Source organism: Pseudomonas rhodesiae (genome assembly GCF_013285305.1).
Classification (GTDB): domain Bacteria; phylum Pseudomonadota; class Gammaproteobacteria; order Pseudomonadales; family Pseudomonadaceae; genus Aquipseudomonas; species Aquipseudomonas rhodesiae.
The window spans coordinates 2813431-2831752 of record NZ_CP054205.1 but is presented as its reverse complement, the minus strand read 5'-3'; the positions used below and the strand labels follow the sequence as shown (position 1 = coordinate 2831752).

Here is an 18322-nt window from a genome sequence, read left to right as displayed (position 1 = left end):
CCGATTATTCGGGTCCGCCCCGTCGGCCACTCCGTGCCACCTTGCCTTGAATCAGGAGCCTTGTACCTTGAGTTCGCAGAAAACCGTGACCGTTACCCCGCCCAACGCCCCGCTCATCGGCAAGGTCGCGCCCCCCGGCTCCAAATCCATTACCAACCGTGCATTGCTGCTGGCGGCCCTGGCCAAGGGCACCAGCCGTTTGAGTGGTGCACTGAAAAGCGACGACACCCGTCACATGTCGGTGGCCCTGCGCCAGATGGGCGTGATCATCGATGAACCGGATGACACCACGTTCGTGGTCACCGGTCAGGGCAAGTTGCAGTTGCCGGCGCAACCGCTGTTCCTCGGCAACGCCGGCACCGCCATGCGCTTTCTCACCGCCGCCGTGGCCACCGTGCAAGGCACCGTGGTGCTCGATGGCGACGACTACATGCGCAAGCGCCCCATTGGCCCGCTGCTGGCCACCCTCGGGCAGAACGGCATCCAGGTCGACAGCCCGAGCGGCTGCCCGCCAGTCACCGTGCACGGCACGGGCAAGGTGCAGGCCAAGCGCTTCGAGATCGACGGCGGGCTGTCCAGCCAATACGTATCGGCCCTGCTGATGCTCGCCGCCTGCGGTGAAGCGCCGATTGAAGTGGCGCTGACCGGCAAGGACATTGGCGCCCGTGGCTATGTGGACCTGACCCTGGACTGCATGCGCGCCTTCGGAGCGCAGGTCGATGCCGTCGACGACACCACCTGGCGCGTCGCCCCCACTGGCTACACCGCCCATGACTACCTGATCGAACCCGACGCCTCCGCCGCCACCTACCTGTGGGCCGCCGAAGTGTTGACTGGCGGGCGTATCGACATCGGTGTAGCGGCCCAGGATTTCACCCAGCCGGACGCCAAGGCGCAGGCGGTGATCGCCCAGTTCCCGGATATGCAGGCCAAGGTGGTGGGCTCGCAGATGCAGGACGCGATCCCCACCCTGGCGGTGCTGGCGGCGTTCAACAACACCCCGGTACGCTTTACCGAACTGGCCAACCTGCGCGTCAAGGAATGTGACCGGGTGCAGGCGCTGCATGACGGCCTGAATGAAATCCGCCCCGGCCTGGCGACCATCGAAGGCGACGACCTGCTGGTGGCCAGCGACCCGACGTTGGCCGGCACCGCCTGCACCGCGCTGATCGACACCCACGCCGACCATCGCATCGCCATGTGCTTTGCCCTGGCCGGCTTGAAGGTGGCTGGCATTCGCATCCAGGACCCGGACTGCGTGGCCAAGACCTATCCCGACTACTGGAAGGCCTTGAGCAGCCTGGGTGTCGCGCTGACCTATTGAGCCCGGCGCGCCGGAATGGGGAGGACTGAACATGAACATTCGCCAACCCTGCCCACCCGGCGCCTGCGTATGCGAGCGCGAGCAATTGCTGCAAGCGCCCGACGCGGACCTGCGCATCCTCGGCCTCACCCGCCAGGAAGAGAAGCGCCTGCTCGAACGCCTGGAAAACCTGCAAAACCTGCAAGACCTGGAACGCATGCAACAACGCATGTATGAACTGCTGGGCATCCGCGTACACATCGCGCCGGGCCACACCGAAGTCAAAAGCATGCGCGGCATTCAGATCGTCATCGACGACCTGCCCGGGCTATGTCGCAAAACCCGCCAAGCGATTCCGGCGGCGATTCGCCGGGGCATGGAAAAACGCCCGGAGATTGCCTACCGCCTGCTGGACGCCCACGACCTGTTTCGCGACGGGTAAGTCAGCCCGTCACCGTTTCGGCCTTGAACAGCCCCTGGCCCACGGTTCTCGCGGTGCTCAAATGGGCCTCTGCGCTGCCGCTTTCCGAGTCCAGTAGCAGGTCGGATGTGAGCACCTTCGCGCCACAGTAATCAAAGATGCCGTAGTCAATCTGCGTGTGCATCGATTGGGCATAACCATGCCGTTCGTACGCGCTGAAGTCCGCCGCGCCAAGCGCCAGCAGGTGCACGTGTAAATGCCCGAGTTTTTTCACCACCGGGGTGTCCGGGCCGTAGTCGATGGCCCAACCGTTGACGAATACACGGTCAATCCAACCCTTGAGCAGGCCGGGCATCGACCACCAATAAATGGGAAACACCAGAACCAACGCATCGGCGCGGTCGATGCGGGCCTGTTCGGCCAGCACATCGGCCGGTGGTGCGGCGCGTTCGCGATGCACCCGATGGTCGGCAGCGCTGTAACGCGGGTCGAAGCCCTCGGCGGCGAGGTCGGCGATTTCAGAGGTGTGATCCGATAGGCGCAGGCCATGGGCAACTTGGGCGGCAATGCTGTGGGTCAGGGATTGTGGGTCGTGATGGGCAACAACGATCAGTGCGTGCATGACATTCACTCCGGTTCGGTTTAGGCTCTGGGCTTAAGTTACGAACAGTAAGTTACTTTTGGTATATAAGCATGTCAAGCCACGAATCCCGTGCACCCCGCCGTCGTCTGTCCCGTGAAGATCGCCTGCAACAATTATTGGAGGTGGCCTGGCAGCTGGTGCGCGATGAAGGCACCGATGCCCTGACCCTGGGCCGGGTGGCAGAACTGGCGGGCGTCACCAAGCCGGTGGTCTACGACCATTTCGTTACCCGCGCGGGGTTACTGGCGGCGCTGTACGAAGATTTCGACGCGCGCCAGAACCAGGCGTTTGTCGACGCACTCGACACCAGCGACGCCACCCTGGAAGGCCGCGCCGGAGTGATTGCCGCGTGCTACATCGATTGTGTGCTATTGCAGGGCCGGGAAATCCCAGGCGTGATCGCGGCCTTGAACAGTTCCCCGGAACTGGAAACCCTCAAGCGCAAGTACGAAGCGATCTTCCTCGACAAATGCCGCAATGCTCTGGCGCCCTTCGCCCCCTCCGGCACAGTGCCTCAAGCCGGCTTGAGGGCCATGCTCGGGGCGGCCGAAGCGTTGTCCCACGCAGCGGCCAATGGCGAAGTCAGCCGTGAAGAAGCTCAGCAGGAATTGCAGGCGATCATTTCAGCGATGATCAACCGCGCTCGCCCGTGACGAACGCCTGCACCTTGCGCGCCAGCTGATCCAGGTGGCGGTCGCGCTGGCGCTCGGCGTCGACCATTGCGCGTTTGCCGTGTCGTTGCAGCAGGTAGGTATGGATCTGCTGCACCTCAAGGGAGCGGTAGATCGCGGCCACGTCCAGCACGCCCATCAGCCCGTCGGTGCCGTAGCTACGCGTGTTCATCAGCACCTGGGTGTCGCGTGCGCCGCGCACCTGGAACCCCATGGCCTCGAAGGCCGGCACCTTTTCCACCGAGCAGGCCAGCTCCGCATGGGGGTAGCGAGCCAGCACGTCCTGCATCATGGCGCGCCCTACCCCGTGGCGCCGCGAACCGGCCTGCACGGCCATAAAGGGAATGCCACAGGCCTCGGGGTCATCCTTGACCGGTAAACACAACAGAAACCCGATCACCTGTTCCGGATCCTCGGCATCCGTCGCCACCACCAGCTCCACCGCGATGCCCTTCTCACCGTTCAACGCCTCCAGATACAAATGCACCTCGAAGCCGATGGCGTATTGATAGATGTTGTACAGCAGGTTGCTGGGGGGCAGCGCGACGCTGCTGATATCGGTGAGGTTGTCCACCACCATCTGCAGGATCTGACCGTTGATAGGCTCGGGGCACGGCGTGGTGTAACGGGTAAGGCTGAACATGCACATTCCTGGGGGTTGGGCTTCAGGGCAGCGGCGATTGTACCTGTTACACCCGGTTCATGGCCCGCACACCTCACGCAGGCAACTGCGCAGCCAGCGGTGGGCCGGGTCTGCGTCCAGTCGCGGGTGCCAAAGCATGGCCACGCTGAAGGTGGGCAGGCTCAGCGGCAGTTCAAAGCAGAACAGCTCGTTGCGCTGGGCAATATAGCGTTCGGGGACGCTGGCAATCAGGTCGGTGTCCCGTGCCAGGGCGATGGCCGTGGCGAACCCGGCGACGATGGTGTGGATCTGCCGCGTAACGCCCAGGGCTTGCAGGGCATCGTCGATCTGGCCACGGTCCTGGCCTCGACGCGACACATAGAGGTGTTGGCCTTCGGCGTAGCGTTGCAGGCTGACCGCGCCGCAGCTGAGGGGATGGCCGTTGCGCACTACGCCGATCAAGCGATCGCGGAACAGCGTCTGGGTCAGCACCTCGGGGCCGGCGCTGGGGTCGACCACGCCGATGTCCAGATCCACACGGGCGTCGCGCAGCGGTGCGGTGTCCTTGTCGGTTTTACTCAGCAGACGCAGACGCACGCCCGGCGCTTCTTGAGCGATACGCCTGAGCAACGCGGCGCCAAAACACTCGATGAACTCTTCGCTGGTGCGCAATGTAAAGGTGCGCTCGACCTGGGCCATGTCCACCGCCTGCGCCGGGCGCAGGGCCGCCTGGGCCTCCTGCACCAAGCGGCTGACCTGCTCGCGCAACGCCAACGCATGAGGCGTCGGCACCAAGCCACGACCGGCACGCACCAACAACGGATCGCCCGTGGTGTGCCGCAGACGCGCCAAGGCCCGGCTCATGGCCGAAGGGCTCAAGTGCAGGCGCTTGGCCGCACGTTCCACGCTACCCTCGGCGAGCAGCACGTCCAGGGTGATCAACAGGTTCAGATCAGGCATCAGCGCTCCCAAGCAGGCGTTTTATGCAGGTATTTAATGCAATCCATGCGTCTTCCGCCATGTTAGGCCAGGCCGTAGAGTTCTGTCAGTCACCTTCAGTCAAGGAGTTCCCCATGCCCATCTCTTCGCGCGGCGCTCTAGTCAGCCTGTGCTTGTCCATGCTGCTGGCCTCGCTGGGCACCAGCATCGCCAACGTCGGCCTGCCGACGCTGGCACAGACCTTCAATGCAGCGTTCCCGGCGGTGCAGTGGGTGGTGCTGGCGTACCTGCTGGGCATCACGGCGGTGATCGTCAGTGCGGGTCGTTTGGGTGATCGCCTGGGGCGCCGTCGGGTGTTGATCGCTGGGCTGTTGCTGTTCGCGGTGGCGAGCACCGTGTGCGGCGTTGCCCCCTCATTGAATGGCTTGATCGCCGCGCGTGTGCTGCAAGGCCTCGGCGCGGCAAGCATGATGGCCATGGCCATGGGTCTGGTAGGCGATACCGTATCCAAGGAGCGTATCGGCCGAGTCATGGGCCTGCTGGGCACCATGTCGGCACTCGGTACGGCGATGGGCCCCAGTGTCGGCGGCGTGTTGCTCAGCCTATGGGGTTGGCACGCATTATTTATGGTGGGCACGCCCCTGGGGGTATTGGCCGCCGCCCTGGCCTGGCGCTATCTGCCGGTGGATCTGCCGCACGCACGCGTACCCGGCAGCCTGTGGTCGCCCTTGAAAGCCGCGCCGTTACGCGCCGGCCTGGCCATGAGCGCGCTGGTATCGGCGGTGATCATGGCCACCTTTGTGGTCGGGCCGTTTTACCTGTCACGCGGTCTGGGCCTCGCGCCTGAATGGATGGGTCTGGCAATGGCTGTCGGGCCGGGTGTCGCCGCGCTCACTGGCGTGCCGGCCGGACGCCTGACCGACCGCCTGGGCAGCCGCCGCGTCACACTGCTCGGGCTAAGCACACTGCTGGGCGGCGCGCTGCTGCTGGCCCTGGCGTCGGGGCTGATGGCTTATCTGGGCGCGCTGGTAATTCTGACCTGCGGCTACAGCCTGTTCCAAGCCGCCAACAACACCGCAGTGATGAGCGACGTGGACGCCTCCCGCCGCGGCACGGTCTCGGGCCTGCTCAACCTGTCACGCAACCTGGGCCTGATCCTCGGCACCTCAGCCTTGGGCGCGGTATTCGCCTGGGCCAGTCCGGATGTCATCCATGCCACGCCTGAATCTGTCACCCATGGCCTGCACGTCACGTTCAGCGTCGCGGTGGGGCTGATCGTTCTGGCCGCTGCAATGGCAGTGTGCCGCATTGCCAGCCTTACGCCGCCGCTGAACACCCGTTGAGGCAAAAAAACAAAAAAGGCGTTGCGCCGGACCGGGTTACTTCGCGCATCATGGGCACTTTCAAGCTCAAGGGTAACGTCCATGCGCGTTCTGTCATTGATGATGGGTCTTACGACGCTGGCCGCCAGTACGGTGTTCTGCGCCAGCGCGATGGCGAATGAAGAAAGTCAGTTGGTACAACAGATCAATGCCTATCGCAGCCAGGTGCAACGCTGCGGCGATCAGGGTTCCCAGGAGTTGCCGCCGCTGACCAGCGACGCGCGCCTGGTGCTGCCAGCCAATAACGCCGGCGACCTGCAGCAGGCGCTAGCGCGGGCGGCGTACCCGATGGTGAATGTGCAGGCCATCAGCCTGTCCGGGCCCAAGGATGCCGCCGCGGCCATGAAGGCGGTGAGCGAGAGTTTTTGCCGAGTGGTGCTGGACCCGCAGTATGTCGATATCGGCGTGAGCAACACGGGCCAGGACTGGCGCATCGTGCTGGCGCGCCCGCTGCTGTCCAGCGGCCGGGGCGACTGGCAGACCGAAGGCAAGCAATTGCTCAGTCTGGTCAATGCCGCCCGCGCCCAAGCGCACCAGTGCGGCACCCAAGCGTTTACCGCCACTACCCCGCTGGCCTGGAACGACACCCTGGCCAGCGCCGCCAACAGCCACACGCGCAACATGGCCAACGGCAACTTCTTCGATCACCTGGACCACGACGGCAGAACCCCCGGTGACCGTGCCGAATTGGCCGGCTATACCGCCAAGGCGATTGGCGAAAACATCGCTGCCGGCCTGGATACTCCGCGCAAGGTGGTGGACGGCTGGCTCGCCAGCCCCGGCCATTGCGCCAACCTGATGAACCCGCAGTTTCGCGAACTGGGCGCTGCCTATGCCATGGACCCCAAGAGCGATGCGGGCATCTATTGGACCGCCATGTTCGGCACACCGCAGCAATAGAGGGTGGTTGACCGCCCTAGTCGCCCTTCAAACGAATAGAGCATCAAAGTGCCATCTCGTGGATAATCCGCTGAACTGGCGGCGGGCATTCCGGTCTGTAGCTTGGCAGCCTGGGCTCTCCAGGCGACGACAGACTGTGGCAAACAAGGTGTGACCCCGATGATGAATTGGCTGCAAAGCAGCAGCGACATGGCCGAACAGGTTCGTCAGCATGATTGGGCAAGTACGCCCCTGGGGCCATTGGAGCAGTGGCCGGATGTCTTGAAGACCACCGTTGCGCTGTGTTTCGCGTCGAGTTTCCCTCAGGCAATCGTCTGGGGGCCGCAACTGATCACGCTCTACAACGATGGGTTTATTCCGATCCTGGGCAACAAGCCCTACGCTCTGGGCCGTCCGTTCAGCGAAATCTGGAGCGAGGTGTGGGACGAAGTGCGTCCCATCGCCAACGCGGCCTTCGAGGGACATGCCACCTATATCGAGAATTTCCCGCTGGTGATCGAACGCGGGCCCGCACCGGAACAGGCGTATTTCACGTTCTGCTACAGCCCGATCCGCGATCCGCGAGGCAAAGTGGTCGGCATGCTCGATACCGTCACCGAAACCACCGCCACGGTGTTTCACGCGCGCCGCCTGGCGTTGCTGGACGCCATCGGCAACGCGGTGGCCAACGCCAACGACGCCCAGGCGATCATGACTGACACCACCCGCCTGCTGGCCGAGCACTTGCAGGTGAGCAATTGCGCCTACGCCGATATGGATGCCGATGAAGATGGCTTCACCATCCGCGACAACTGGACCGCCCCCGGCTCGCCGAGCATCGTCGGTCGTTATAGCCTTGCGGCGTTCGGTGAGCGCGCGGTCAAGTGCCTACGCGCCGGTGAGCCGCTGGTGATCCACAACAACTTGCGCGAATTGCCGCCCCACGAGGCTGAGCAATTCCAGACGCTGGGGGTGACCGCCACCATCTGCATGCCGCTGATCCGTAACGGCCGCCTTACCGCCCTGATGGCGGTGCATGACAAAGTTGCGCGGCCGTGGTCGCACTACGACCTGGCGGTGCTGCGGGAAGTCACCGAGCGCTCCTGGGCCTATATCGAGCGCGTGCGTGCCGATGCCGATGTGCGCGCCGGCCTGGCCGCCTACGCCGAACTCAACACCACCCTGGAGCAGCGCGTCGAAGAACGCACCCTGGCGCTGGCCCAGACCGAAGCCGCCCTGCGCCAATCGCAGAAGCTGGAGGCCATCGGCCAGTTAACCGGGGGTGTGGCCCACGACTTCAATAACCTGCTGACCATCATCCGCTCCTCGGTGGATTTTCTGCGCCAGCCAGGACTCTCTGATGAACGCCGCCAGCGTTACATGGGCGCGGTCTCGGACACCGTCGAGCGCGCCAGCAAGTTGACCAGCCAGTTGCTCGCTTTCGCTCGGCGCCAACCGCTGAACCCGGAAGTCTTCGATGTAGGCCAGCGCGTGCAAAATATTGGCGAAATGCTCGAAAGCGTCACCGGTGCGCGCATCCAGGTGCGGGTGGAGTTACCGACGCAGCCGTGTTTTGCGCGGATTGATTCAAGCCAGTTCGAAACCGCGCTGATCAACATCGCCCTCAATGCCCGGGACGCCATGGACGGTCATGGCACCCTGACCTTGCGGGTGACCGGTCAACAGCCCCTGCCGCGCATACGCGGCGAGACCGGTTCGCGCCAGCCGCATATCGCCATTGCCCTGGCCGATACCGGCCCCGGCATTCCCAGCGACACCGTCGAGCGCATCTTCGAACCGTTTTTCACCACCAAGGCCGTGGGCAAAGGCACGGGATTGGGGCTGTCCCAAGTGTTCGGCTTCGCCAAGCAGTCGGGAGGCAATATCGATGTGGCCAGCACCCTGGGCCAGGGCTCGGTGTTTACCCTGTACCTGCCGCAGGTCGCGGCCCAGGACTCGGCACAGCGCAGCCCACAGGACGAACCGGCAACTGTGCATGACACCACGCAATGCCATGTGTTGATCGTGGAAGACAATCTGGAGGTGGGGCGCTTTGCCAGCCAGATCCTGCAGGATCTGGGCTACCAGACCACGTGGGCTACCGATGCCGAACACGCCCTGCGCCTGGCGGGTCCGCAGGCGTTGGCCTTCGATGCGGTTTTTTCGGACGTGGTGATGCCTGGCATGACCGGCGTGGCCATGGCCAAGGAGCTGCGCCAACGTCGTGCCGACCTGCCGGTGGTATTGACCTCCGGCTATAGCGAGGAGCTGGCTGACAGCGGCTACGAAGGCTTTGAGTTCCTGCCCAAGCCCTACTCGGCCGACCAGGTCTCGCGGGTACTGATCAAGGCAATACTCCGGGACTGAGCCGCGCCTTACTCCGCCAGCGCCACTTGGTTACGACCCTGGGCCTTGGCCCGATACAGCGCTTTATCCGCCATGTTCATCAGGCCGTGCAGGTCTTGGTCGTGATCATGGGTGGAGGCTAGACCGAGACTGGCCGACAAGCCCTTGACCGGCTCGGCAGCCAACCCGGAGATCGCCTTGATCAGTTGTTCGGCAATCGCGCGTGCAGTGTCCAGAGAGGTATTGGGCAGCAACACCGCGAATTCTTCGCCGCCCAGGCGGCCATACACGTCGGCCTGACGGAACGAGGCACTGATCACCCCGCCGATCTGGCGTAACACCTGATCGCCGGCCTGGTGACCGTAGGTGTCGTTGATCTGTTTAAAGTGATCCATGTCCAGCATCAGCGCACATAGCGGTTGCTGGTTATGCCTGCATTGCGCGTACAGCACCTGGGCACGCTCGAAAAATGCACGGCGGTTCATCAGCCCGGTCAATTCATCGGTTTGTGCGGCGCGGGTGGAAATGGTGTGGGCACGCTCCATTTGCCGGGTCAGGCGAAAGGCTTTCTCCAGCGCCTCGGACAATTTGCGCGTAGCGCTAAATACAAAGGTAGAAAACACCAGAACCGCGATGGCGACCCCCACTTGCATCGACGAGGGTTGCCACAACAGCCACAGGGTGCAAGGCATCAGCACCAGGCTGATGGACGTCACGGTCATGGCGCGATAAGCCGAATAACACGACACCGCGCTGACCGACATGCCCACGGTAAACAACATGACCAGCACCTGGGACAGTCGATCATCGGTGGGGATCAGCGCAAATGCGCCCGCCCCCCAGATACCGGCCGACAGCACCAGCGTGATCCAGTAACGCCGTTCCCAGCGCTCCGGCGTGCGCTCGCTGTTGGGGCAGCGGAACCATTCCATGAACATCTTTATGCGCAGCAGTGACGAAACGCCCAGCGTCACCAGCCATACCAGCATGATGCGCTGATCCAGACGGTCCCAGCACAGCCAGCAGAGCATGGCGGCGGCCAGGTAGCTGCCGAAAATCGCGGCAAACGACTGCCGGAACAGCTGGTGCAGCCGATCGGTGCGCACGTGCTGTTCGATAACGTCATCCTGGTCCTGCCCACGCCCAAGGCCATTCATGAAATTCGCCTGATCCGACTGCCGCGACAAAGGCGCCATTGTGGCATCCTGCCAGCAATCTGAACAACTGAATCGGCCTAGTTAGAGCGGTTGTTTGAGGGGCGATGCCAAACCACGCCAGACATAACGACAAAGGGCGATCATTGCAGATCGCCCCCCATTCGCCAGCCGCTTATGCTCAGTCCGGGCGCAGAATCAGCACGCCCAGCGGCGGCAGATTCAACGACAGCGACACCGGCTGCCCGTGACGCGGTTCCTCCTGGGTGAACACTTCACCACCGTTGCCGAAATTGGAGCCGGCGTAGGTGTCGGCGTCAGTGTTGATCACCTCGCTCCAGCGCCCGGCAAACGGCACACCTACGGCGTATTGTTCGCGAGGCACCGGGGTGAAGTTGGCCACCACCAGCACCGGTTTGCCGTCCTTGCTCCAGCGCAGCCAGGCGTAGACGCTGTTGATCGCATCGTCACCGATCAGCCATTGGAAGCCCTGGGGCGCGTCGTCCTGTTCGTGCAGGGCCGGTTCTTCGCGGTACAGGCGGTTCAAGTCGCCCACCAGTTTTTGCACACCTTGGTGTTCCTGGTATTGCAGCAAGTACCAGTCCAGTTGCTGGTCGTGGTTCCACTCGCGCCACTGGCCGAATTCGCAGCCCATAAACAGCAATTTCTTACCCGGGTGCATCCACATAAACGCCAGGTAGGCGCGCAGGTTGGCGAACTTCTGCCAACGGTCGCCGGGCATTTTGTCGATCAACGAATGCTTGCCGTGCACCACTTCATCGTGGGAGATCGGCAGGATAAACCGCTCGGACCAGGCATACACCAGGCCGAAACTCAGCTCGTTGTGGTGATGGGCGCGGTACACCGGGTCCTGCTGGATGTAATGCAGCGAATCGTGCATCCAGCCCATGTTCCATTTGTAGTTGAAGCCCAGGCCGCCTTGCTGGGTTGGCTGGCTGACACCGGGCCAGGCGGTGGATTCTTCAGCGATCACCAGGGCGCCCGGCGCCTCCAGTGCCACCACATCGTTCAAATGGCGCAGAAAATCGATGGCTTCCAGGTTCTCGCGACCGCCATGGCGGTTGGGCACCCATTCGCCGGCTTTGCGCGAATAGTCGCGGTAGAGCATCGATGCCACCGCATCCACCCGCAGGCCATCGACATGGAAGTGCTTGAGCCAGTGCAGTGCTGAGGCCAGCATAAAGCCGTGCACCTCGGTGCGGCCCAGGTTGTAGATCAGCGTATCCCAGTCCTGGTGGAAGCCTTCCAGCGGGTTGGCGTATTCGTACAGCGCGGTGCCGTCGAACTGGGCCAGGCCGTGAGTATCGGTGGGAAAGTGCGCCGGCACCCAGTCGAGGATCACACCGATATCGGCTTGATGGCAGGCATTGACAAAGTAGGCAAAGTCTTCGGGCGAGCCGAAGCGCGCACTTGGGGCGAACTGCGACAGGGCCTGATACCCCCAGGACCCTCCAAATGGGTGTTCCATGATCGGCATCAGCTCGATATGAGTGAAGCCCAGTTGCTGCACATAAGGAATCAAGCGCTCGGCCAATTCGCGCCAGCTGTACTGGCGGGCCACTTCACCGGCTTCGTCCAACTCGCATTGCCAGGAGCCGACGTGCAGTTCATAGATCGACAGCGGCGCGGTGGATTTCTGCTTGTCGGCGCGGGCCTGCATCCAATCGTGGTCCTGCCAGTCCACTTGCAACGGCGCGGCGACTTTCGAGGCGGTGTCCGGCGGCAGTTGGGTGGCCAGCGCCATCGGGTCGGCCTTGAGCGGCAAAATGCCGTGGGCGCCGAGAATCTCGTATTTGTAAGCGGCACCCGGTTGCAGGCGTGGGATAAAGATCTCCCACACACCGGAAGGATGGCGCAGGCGCATCGGATGCCGACGGCCGTCCCAAATATTGAAGTCGCCCACCACCGACACACGCCGTGCGTTTGGCGCCCATACGGCAAAGCGCACGCCTTGCACGCCGTCGACGCTGGTGACCTGAGCGCCCAGGCAACTGCCCAGGTCGCGGTGATTGCCCTCTGCAAACAGGTACAAGTCCATCTCGCCCAGCAGCAGTTGGCTGAAGCTGTAGGGGTCTTCGGTGATCTGCTCACCGCCGGCCCACTGGATCTTCAATAAGTAAGGCTGGCGCGTCGCAAAGTGCCCGACAAACAAACCCGGCACTTGGGTCGCGTCGAGGCTACCGAGGGTTTCGCCGCCATCGCGGCTCAACACCTGCACGCTCAACGCTTCGGGCAGGAACGCGCGAATAAATTGGCCGCCCTGCTCGTCGTCATGGGGCCCGAGAATCGAAAACGGGTCGTGGTGCTCGGCGCGCACCAGCGCTTCGACGTCCTTGGACGCCGGCATTGCAGTCAACTTAGGCTGCAGCGGTTCTTTATGTGTATAGCTCATGACGTCTCCCCACCGCGTGCAGTTTTGGATATAGGTGTAAGCCCGCTTAGCAGGCCGTGCAGCCCTTGCAGGGGCACCGGCAACCAGGTCGGGCGGTTTTCCGCTTCGTAGGCCACTTCGTACGCAGCCTTCTCCAGGCTGAACAACGTCAGCGCGGCGTCCTGGCCGTTGGCATCCTGCCAGTCATGCGCCAGTGTAGACGTAGCTTGCTGATAAGCCTGGATAAATACCTGGCGCGCTTCCTTCACATAGCGCTCGGTAACCCGTCGGCGTGCCTGCTCGGCTTGCGGCGACTGATCCACGCCTTGCAGATTCAAGGCCATGGCCGCTGCATAGTCGAAAGAACGCAGCACCCCGCTGACATCTTTGTACGGGCTGTGCTTGCCCCGTCGCTCATGCAGCGGTCGCGCCGGCTCGCCTTCGAAGTCGATCAAATAGGCATCGCCCTTGACCACCAGAACCTGCCCAAGGTGCAGATCGCCATGGACGCGAATGCGCAAGCCGCCCAAGGTGGCCTTTGCCAGGCTGTTCACATGGGTGGCAATGGCTTTTTTTTGCGCCAGCAATTCACTGACCAGCGCCTGATCGGCAGGGTTCAATTGGGTTTGATGCAGTTCCAGCAGTTGCAGCGCGCGGGTGATCTGCGCGCCCACATCCTTGGCCCAGGCCTGGGTGTCTTTGACACCGGTGACTTCGGGCTTGAAGTCTTTATTGGCGGTGGTGGCGCCCAGCACTTGGTGCATTTCCCCCAGGCGCTGGCCGAGCAGCGCGGCGAAATCGGCCAGCTCACCCAAGGCGTTGTAGTGCTGTTCCTGTTCGGACAGGGCTTCGGCCAGTTCGTCGCGGATTGCCCGTTCCAGATTGTTCTGGGTCCACGTCCAGGCATCGCCCTGATTGCTCAGGTAGCCCTGGGCAATCATCAGCAGATTGTCCTGGCCCTCGCTGTCATGACGCACCACCGCGCCCATCAACGGCGAGATATTGGCGTAACCGGCTGCGGTGAGGTACGCGCTCATCTCCAGTTCCGGATGCACACCGGCGCTGACTTTACGGATCAACTTGAGCACCAGGCTCTCACCCACCACCACCGAGCTGTTGGACTGCTCGGCGGACAGATAACGCACCGGGGACTCGTCGTTCAGTTGCAACGCAGCCAAGTGTTCGGTGGCGTCGAAACGCAACTCGCCGTCGCTGCTGGCCAAACGCGTGCCGGCCTGCAGGCCCTGGATCACCGCGCGAATAAAAGGCTCAAGGCTGAACGCGTCAGTCACCAAGCCCACCTGGCGCGCTCGGCGTACGCGGGCCATGGCCAATTGCTGGGGCAAGGCGCTGGTGAACTGGTCTTCGCCGAGGAAGCCGAACGGCAACTGGTAACGACTGACCTGCCCACCGGCACTCACCTCCAGTTCGCTGAGCAACACCGGATGCTCGGCGTCGCCGAACCGCACGCCATAGGCAATCCGCACGCTATCGATGGCCGTGTCCTTGCCGGCGAACCAACGCCGCTTGGGCAGCCAGGCCGGTAGTGAGGTCTGTTCCAGGGTGGTGCGACAAGGTGCTTCGAGCAGTTCTTCCATGCGTTTTTTCAATACCAATGTGGTGAAGTCGGGCATGCTTTGCGCCGGTTCCACATGCCAGCTGGGCATCTGGTTTTCCGCCGCCAGCACAAACCAATAGAAGCCGTAAGGCGCCAAGGTCAGCAGGAAATTTAGCTGACCAATAGGCGGGAAGGCGTTACCGCCGAGCATCTCCACGGGGACCATGCCAGCAAAGCCCGACAGGTCCAGCTCGGCCGCCTGGGCGCTACGCGACACGTTAGCCACGCACAAAATGATCTCCGTGCGGCCATCGGCACCGGTGTATTCGCGGGTATACGCCAGAATGCGGCGATTGGCCGGCGAGAGCATTTTCAGGCTGCCGCGACCGAACGCTTTGGACTGCTTGCGTACTGCGAGCATGCGCCGGGTCCAGTTAAGCAGTGAGTGCGGGTCCTGGGTCTGGGTTTCCACATTCACCGACTGGTAGCCGTAGAGTGGGTCCATGATCGGCGGCAGCACCAGGCTGGCCGGATCGGCGCGGGAGAAACCGCCGTTGCGGTCGATGGACCACTGCATCGGTGTGCGCACGCCATCGCGGTCGCCCAGGTAGATGTTGTCGCCCATGCCGATTTCATCGCCGTAGTACAAGGTGGGCGTGCCCGGCATCGACAGCAGCAGGCTGTTGAGCAACTCTACGCGGCGACGGTCACGCTCCAACAGCGGCGCCAGACGGCGGCGGATACCCAGGTTGATCCGCGCGCGACGGTCGGCGGCGTAGTAATTCCACAGGTAGTCGCGCTCTTTGTCGGTGACCATTTCCAAGGTCAATTCATCGTGGTTGCGCAGGAAGATCGCCCATTGGCAATTGGCGGGGATTTCCGGGGTCTGGCGCAAGATATCGGTGATGGGAAAGCGATCTTCCTGGGCCAGGGCCATGTACATGCGCGGCATCAACGGGAAGTGAAAGGCCATATGGCATTCGTCGCCGTCATCGCCCTTTTTGTCACCGAAATACAGTTGGGTGTCTTCCGGCCATTGGTTGGCTTCGGCCAGCAGCATGCGGTCGGGGTAATTGGCGTCAATCTCGGCACGGATTTGCTTGAGCACCCCGTGGGTTTCTTCAAGGTTCTCGTTGTTGGTGCCGTCGCGCTCGATCAGGTAGGGGATGGCGTCCAGGCGCAGGCCGTCGATGCCCATGTCCAGCCAGTAGCGCATGACTTCCAGCACCGCTTTCATGACTTGCGGGTTGTCGAAGTTGAGGTCGGGCTGATGGGAATAAAAGCGATGCCAAAAGTACTGGCCGGCGACCGGGTCCCAGGTCCAGTTGGATTTTTCGGTGTCGAGGAAAATGATGCGGGTGCCGTCGTACTTCTGGTCGTCATCGGACCACACATAGAAATCCCGCGCCGCCGAACCGGGCTTGGCCTTGCGTGCGCGCTGGAACCAGGGGTGCTGGTCGGATGTATGGTTGATCACCAGTTCGGTGATCACTCGAAGGCCACGTTTGTGTGCTTCGGCGATAAAGCGCTTGGCGTCGGCCATGGTGCCGTAGTCGCTGTGGACACCGCGGTAGTCGGCAATGTCATAGCCGTCGTCGCGGCGTGGTGAAGGGTAGAACGGCAGCAGCCAGATGGTGTTCACGCCCAGGTCGGCGATGTAGTCGAGCTTGGCGATCAACCCAGGAAAATCGCCGATACCGTCATTATTGGAGTCGAAAAAGGATTTGACGTGAACCTGATAGATCACCGCGTCCTTGTACCAGAGCGGGTCTTTGATAAAGGTGGCAGCCTTGGGTTTCTTCGCCATTGGACACTCCTGAAACACTCGATAAATCGTGCAGACTCAACGTCGGAGGGGGGTTAGCCCCCTCTTCCCCATCAGGTGGTAATGCGCCAGATCCCGAACGGCATCTGCGGTTCCAGGCGCGTCCACTGGGTCTTGCCGTACCAGGTCCAACGATGGCCGTTCATCAGGTCTTCGCCCTGGGTTTGGGCATCGTCCGGCAGGCCCATCTCCCACAAGGGCAGCTCGAAATGAGCTTCCTGGGCGTTAAAAGGGTCCAGGTTGACCGCCACCAGAATGAAGTTGCTGCCGTCCTCGCTGCGTTTGCCGAAGTAGAGGATGTTGTCGTTCCACGCGTTGTAGATCTTCAAACCCAAGTGCGTGTGCAGCGCCGGGTTCTGGCGGCGGATGCGGTTGAGCTGGGCGATCTCGGCAATGATGTTGCCGGGCGCAGTGAAGTCGCGGGGGCGGATCTCGTATTTCTCCGAGTCCAGGTATTCCTCTTTGCCCGGCACCGGCGCGGCTTCGCACAGTTCAAACCCGGAATACATACCCCACAGGCCCGAGCCCATGGTCGCCAGCGCGGCGCGGATCAAAAAGCCCGGGCGTCCGGATTGATGCAGGAACGCGGGGTTGATGTCCGGCGTGTTGACGAAAAAGTTCGGGCGGTAGCACTCGCGCCATGGCGACTGGTTGAGCTGGGTGAAATACTCGCTCAACTCAGCCTTGGTGTTGCGCCAGGTGAAGTACGTGTAGCTCTGGGAATAGCCGACCTTGCCCAGGCGGGCCATCATCGCCGGCGTGGTAAAGGCTTCGGCGAGGAAAATCACCTCGGGGTACTTGGAACGCACATCGCTGATCAGCCATTGCCAGAACGGCAGCGGTTTGGTGTGGGGGTTGTCGACGCGAAAGGTCTTCACGCCCTCTTCCACCCAGCCCACCACGATATCGCGCAGCTCGGTCCACAGGCCAGGGATCGCATCGGCGGCATAAAAGTCGACGTTGACGATGTCCTGGTATTTCTTCGGCGGGTTTTCCGCGTACTTGATCGTGCCGTCCGGGCGCCAGTTGAACCAGCCCGGATGCTCCTTGAGCCACGGATGGTCCTGGGAGCATTGAATGGCAAAGTCCAGCGCGATTTCCAAGCCATGGTCGGCGGCGGCCTTGACCAGGCGGCGGAAGTCATCGCGGCTGCCCAACTGCGGGTGGATGGCTTCGTGGCCGCCCTCCTCGCTGCCGATGGCGTACGGGCTGCCGGGGTCGTCCGGGCCGGCGGTGAGCGAGTTGTTCCGGCCTTTGCGATGGCTACGGCCGATGGGGTGGATCGGCGGGAAGTACAGCACATCGAAGCCCATGTCGTGGATCATCGAAAGCCGCGCGTGTACATCGTTAAAGGTGCCGTGGCGTGCCGGATCATCGGTGATCGAACGGGGAAACAACTCGTACCAGCTGGCGAACTGCGCACGTTCGCGCTCGACGTCAATCGGGTACACCGTGCTGATGCTCAGGTAGGCGCGGTGGTCGGCCTGGGTCATCAGATGCGCACTGTCTTCGTGCAGAAACAACGCCACCTGCTCGGTTTCCAGCAGGCCGGACAGTTCGTGGTGCAACAGCATCAGGCGGTCGCGCAGCTCGTTGTCGCTACGCTCGGCGGCTTGCAGCACCAGGCTGCGACCTTCCTGCAACTCCAGGCTGACCGGTACGCCGGCTTCGTGTTTTTTGCGCAATTCGTAGCAGAAGCTGGCGAAGGTATCGATCCAGGCTTCGATGCAGTATTCATGGGGCCCCTGATGGGCCACCGTGAACGCGCCTTCCCAACCGTTGTTGCCGACATCGGTCATGACCACGCTGTGCCAGCTTTCGTCGCGTAGCGGGCGCCAGCGGATCAATACGGCCAATTTGTCATGGCCATCGGCAAACACTTTGCTGGTGACATTAATGCGCTGGCCTATCACCGCCTTGACCGCGAATTCGCCGCCGTCAATCACGGGGCTGGTGCTTTCGATCGCGATCCGGGGCAATAGCAGTGCCTGGGACAGCGGCAGTACGGCAGTGTCTGGAACCTGTGTTTCAGCAGTCATCGAGCATCTTCCCCTTACGCCCAGTGGACGCCCTTTGCTAGATCCGAATCCAATACGCCAGCACTCTCCCTGAGCGGTGACGCATAAGGTCCGAGCCTGTGCCTGGGTTAAAAGTTCAGGTGGATATGCCGCCATTGAGCGGGAATCA

Annotated in this window: 13 protein-coding genes; 6 read left to right on the top strand and 7 right to left on the bottom strand. The window is 62.5% G+C overall.

Features of this window, described 5'->3' with window-relative positions; genetic code table 11:
- The first annotated feature begins 67 nt into the window (after positions 1 to 67).
- Both aroA and HRH33_RS12675 read left to right on the top strand, forming a co-directional pair.
- Positions 68 to 1324 carry a 3-phosphoshikimate 1-carboxyvinyltransferase gene (aroA, locus tag HRH33_RS12680; protein ID WP_167418310.1) on the top strand — a complete coding sequence of 419 codons (1257 nt, stop codon included), beginning with the start codon at positions 68 to 70 and terminating at the stop codon, positions 1322 to 1324.
- Between the two features lie 31 nt (positions 1325 to 1355).
- Positions 1356 to 1745 (top strand): hypothetical protein, encoded by a 390-nt coding sequence (locus HRH33_RS12675; protein WP_034113272.1) that lies wholly within the window; start codon positions 1356 to 1358, stop codon positions 1743 to 1745.
- Position 1746: 1 nt separating this feature from the next.
- Here HRH33_RS12675 and HRH33_RS12670 read toward each other — a convergent pair whose 3' ends face one another.
- Positions 1747 to 2346 carry an NAD(P)H-dependent oxidoreductase gene (locus tag HRH33_RS12670; protein WP_167418311.1) on the bottom strand — a complete coding sequence of 200 codons (600 nt, stop codon included), beginning with the start codon at positions 2344 to 2346 and terminating at the stop codon, positions 1747 to 1749.
- Between the two features lie 71 nt (positions 2347 to 2417).
- Here HRH33_RS12670 and HRH33_RS12665 point away from each other — a divergent pair, with 71 nt between their 5' ends.
- Entirely contained in the window at positions 2418 to 3020 is a 603-nt protein-coding gene (locus tag HRH33_RS12665; protein WP_167418312.1) for a TetR/AcrR family transcriptional regulator, read from the top strand.
- Here HRH33_RS12665 and HRH33_RS12660 read toward each other — a convergent pair.
- Both HRH33_RS12660 and HRH33_RS12655 read right to left on the bottom strand, forming a co-directional pair.
- The gene (locus tag HRH33_RS12660; protein WP_167418313.1) at positions 3001 to 3681 is read right to left on the bottom strand and encodes a GNAT family N-acetyltransferase; all 681 of its coding nucleotides are present in this window, start codon (positions 3679 to 3681) and stop codon (positions 3001 to 3003) included. The two genes, HRH33_RS12665 and HRH33_RS12660, sit on opposite strands and share 20 nt — an antisense overlap.
- 57 nt (positions 3682 to 3738) lie before the next feature.
- A complete protein-coding gene (locus tag HRH33_RS12655) occupies positions 3739 to 4620 on the bottom strand; it encodes a LysR family transcriptional regulator (RefSeq protein ID WP_167418314.1) in 882 nt (293 codons plus the stop codon).
- Between the two features lie 113 nt (positions 4621 to 4733).
- Here HRH33_RS12655 and HRH33_RS12650 point away from each other — a divergent pair, with 113 nt between their 5' ends.
- The 3 genes from HRH33_RS12650 (at position 4734) to HRH33_RS12640 (ending at position 9227) form a co-directional block, all read left to right on the top strand.
- Positions 4734 to 5942, top strand: a complete 1209-nt coding sequence (locus tag HRH33_RS12650) for an MFS transporter (RefSeq protein ID WP_167418315.1) — start codon at positions 4734 to 4736, stop codon at positions 5940 to 5942.
- A gap of 81 nt (positions 5943 to 6023) precedes the next feature.
- Positions 6024 to 6881 carry a CAP domain-containing protein gene (locus tag HRH33_RS12645; protein WP_034137986.1) on the top strand — a complete coding sequence of 286 codons (858 nt, stop codon included), beginning with the start codon at positions 6024 to 6026 and terminating at the stop codon, positions 6879 to 6881.
- 159 nt (positions 6882 to 7040) lie between these two features.
- Positions 7041 to 9227, top strand: a complete 2187-nt coding sequence (locus HRH33_RS12640; protein WP_173603454.1) for a GAF domain-containing hybrid sensor histidine kinase/response regulator — start codon at positions 7041 to 7043, stop codon at positions 9225 to 9227.
- A gap of 8 nt (positions 9228 to 9235) precedes the next feature.
- On the opposite strand, the gene HRH33_RS12635 is transcribed toward HRH33_RS12640, so the two are convergent.
- The 4 genes from HRH33_RS12635 to HRH33_RS12620 form a co-directional block, all read right to left on the bottom strand.
- Positions 9236 to 10402 carry a GGDEF domain-containing protein gene (locus HRH33_RS12635; RefSeq protein ID WP_034137984.1) on the bottom strand — a complete coding sequence of 389 codons (1167 nt, stop codon included), beginning with the start codon at positions 10400 to 10402 and terminating at the stop codon, positions 9236 to 9238.
- A gap of 139 nt (positions 10403 to 10541) precedes the next feature.
- Entirely contained in the window at positions 10542 to 12773 is a 2232-nt protein-coding gene (glgB, locus tag HRH33_RS12630) for a 1,4-alpha-glucan branching protein GlgB (protein ID WP_034137983.1), read from the bottom strand.
- A complete protein-coding gene (gene treS, locus HRH33_RS12625; protein WP_167418317.1) occupies positions 12770 to 16117 on the bottom strand; it encodes a maltose alpha-D-glucosyltransferase in 3348 nt (1115 codons plus the stop codon). The genes glgB and treS overlap by 4 nt, the downstream gene beginning before the upstream one ends.
- Before the next feature lie 71 nt (positions 16118 to 16188).
- Complete coding sequence (locus tag HRH33_RS12620; protein ID WP_034097159.1) at positions 16189 to 18174, bottom strand: alpha-1,4-glucan--maltose-1-phosphate maltosyltransferase; 1986 nt, start codon at positions 18172 to 18174, stop codon at positions 16189 to 16191.
- Between the last annotated feature and the right edge of the window lie 148 nt (positions 18175 to 18322).

Bases quoted from the DNA above. Each gene is read 5' to 3' on its own strand.
- HRH33_RS12675 (WP_034113272.1), top strand. From the start codon at position 1,356: ATGAACATTCGCCAACCCTGCCCACCCGGCGCCTGCGTATGCGAGCGC.
- HRH33_RS12670 (WP_167418311.1), bottom strand. From the start codon at position 2,346: ATGCACGCACTGATCGTTGTTGCCCATCACGACCCACAATCCCTGACC.
- HRH33_RS12665 (WP_167418312.1), top strand. From the start codon at position 2,418: ATGTCAAGCCACGAATCCCGTGCACCCCGCCGTCGTCTGTCCCGTGAA.
- HRH33_RS12660 (WP_167418313.1), bottom strand. From the start codon at position 3,681: ATGTTCAGCCTTACCCGTTACACCACGCCGTGCCCCGAGCCTATCAAC.
- HRH33_RS12655 (WP_167418314.1), bottom strand. From the start codon at position 4,620: ATGCCTGATCTGAACCTGTTGATCACCCTGGACGTGCTGCTCGCCGAG.
- HRH33_RS12650 (WP_167418315.1), top strand. From the start codon at position 4,734: ATGCCCATCTCTTCGCGCGGCGCTCTAGTCAGCCTGTGCTTGTCCATG.
- HRH33_RS12645 (WP_034137986.1), top strand. From the start codon at position 6,024: ATGCGCGTTCTGTCATTGATGATGGGTCTTACGACGCTGGCCGCCAGT.
- HRH33_RS12640 (WP_173603454.1), top strand. From the start codon at position 7,041: ATGATGAATTGGCTGCAAAGCAGCAGCGACATGGCCGAACAGGTTCGT.
- HRH33_RS12635 (WP_034137984.1), bottom strand. From the start codon at position 10,402: ATGGCGCCTTTGTCGCGGCAGTCGGATCAGGCGAATTTCATGAATGGC.
- glgB (WP_034137983.1), bottom strand. From the start codon at position 12,773: ATGAGCTATACACATAAAGAACCGCTGCAGCCTAAGTTGACTGCAATG.
- treS (WP_167418317.1), bottom strand. From the start codon at position 16,117: ATGGCGAAGAAACCCAAGGCTGCCACCTTTATCAAAGACCCGCTCTGG.
- HRH33_RS12620 (WP_034097159.1), bottom strand. From the start codon at position 18,174: ATGACTGCTGAAACACAGGTTCCAGACACTGCCGTACTGCCGCTGTCC.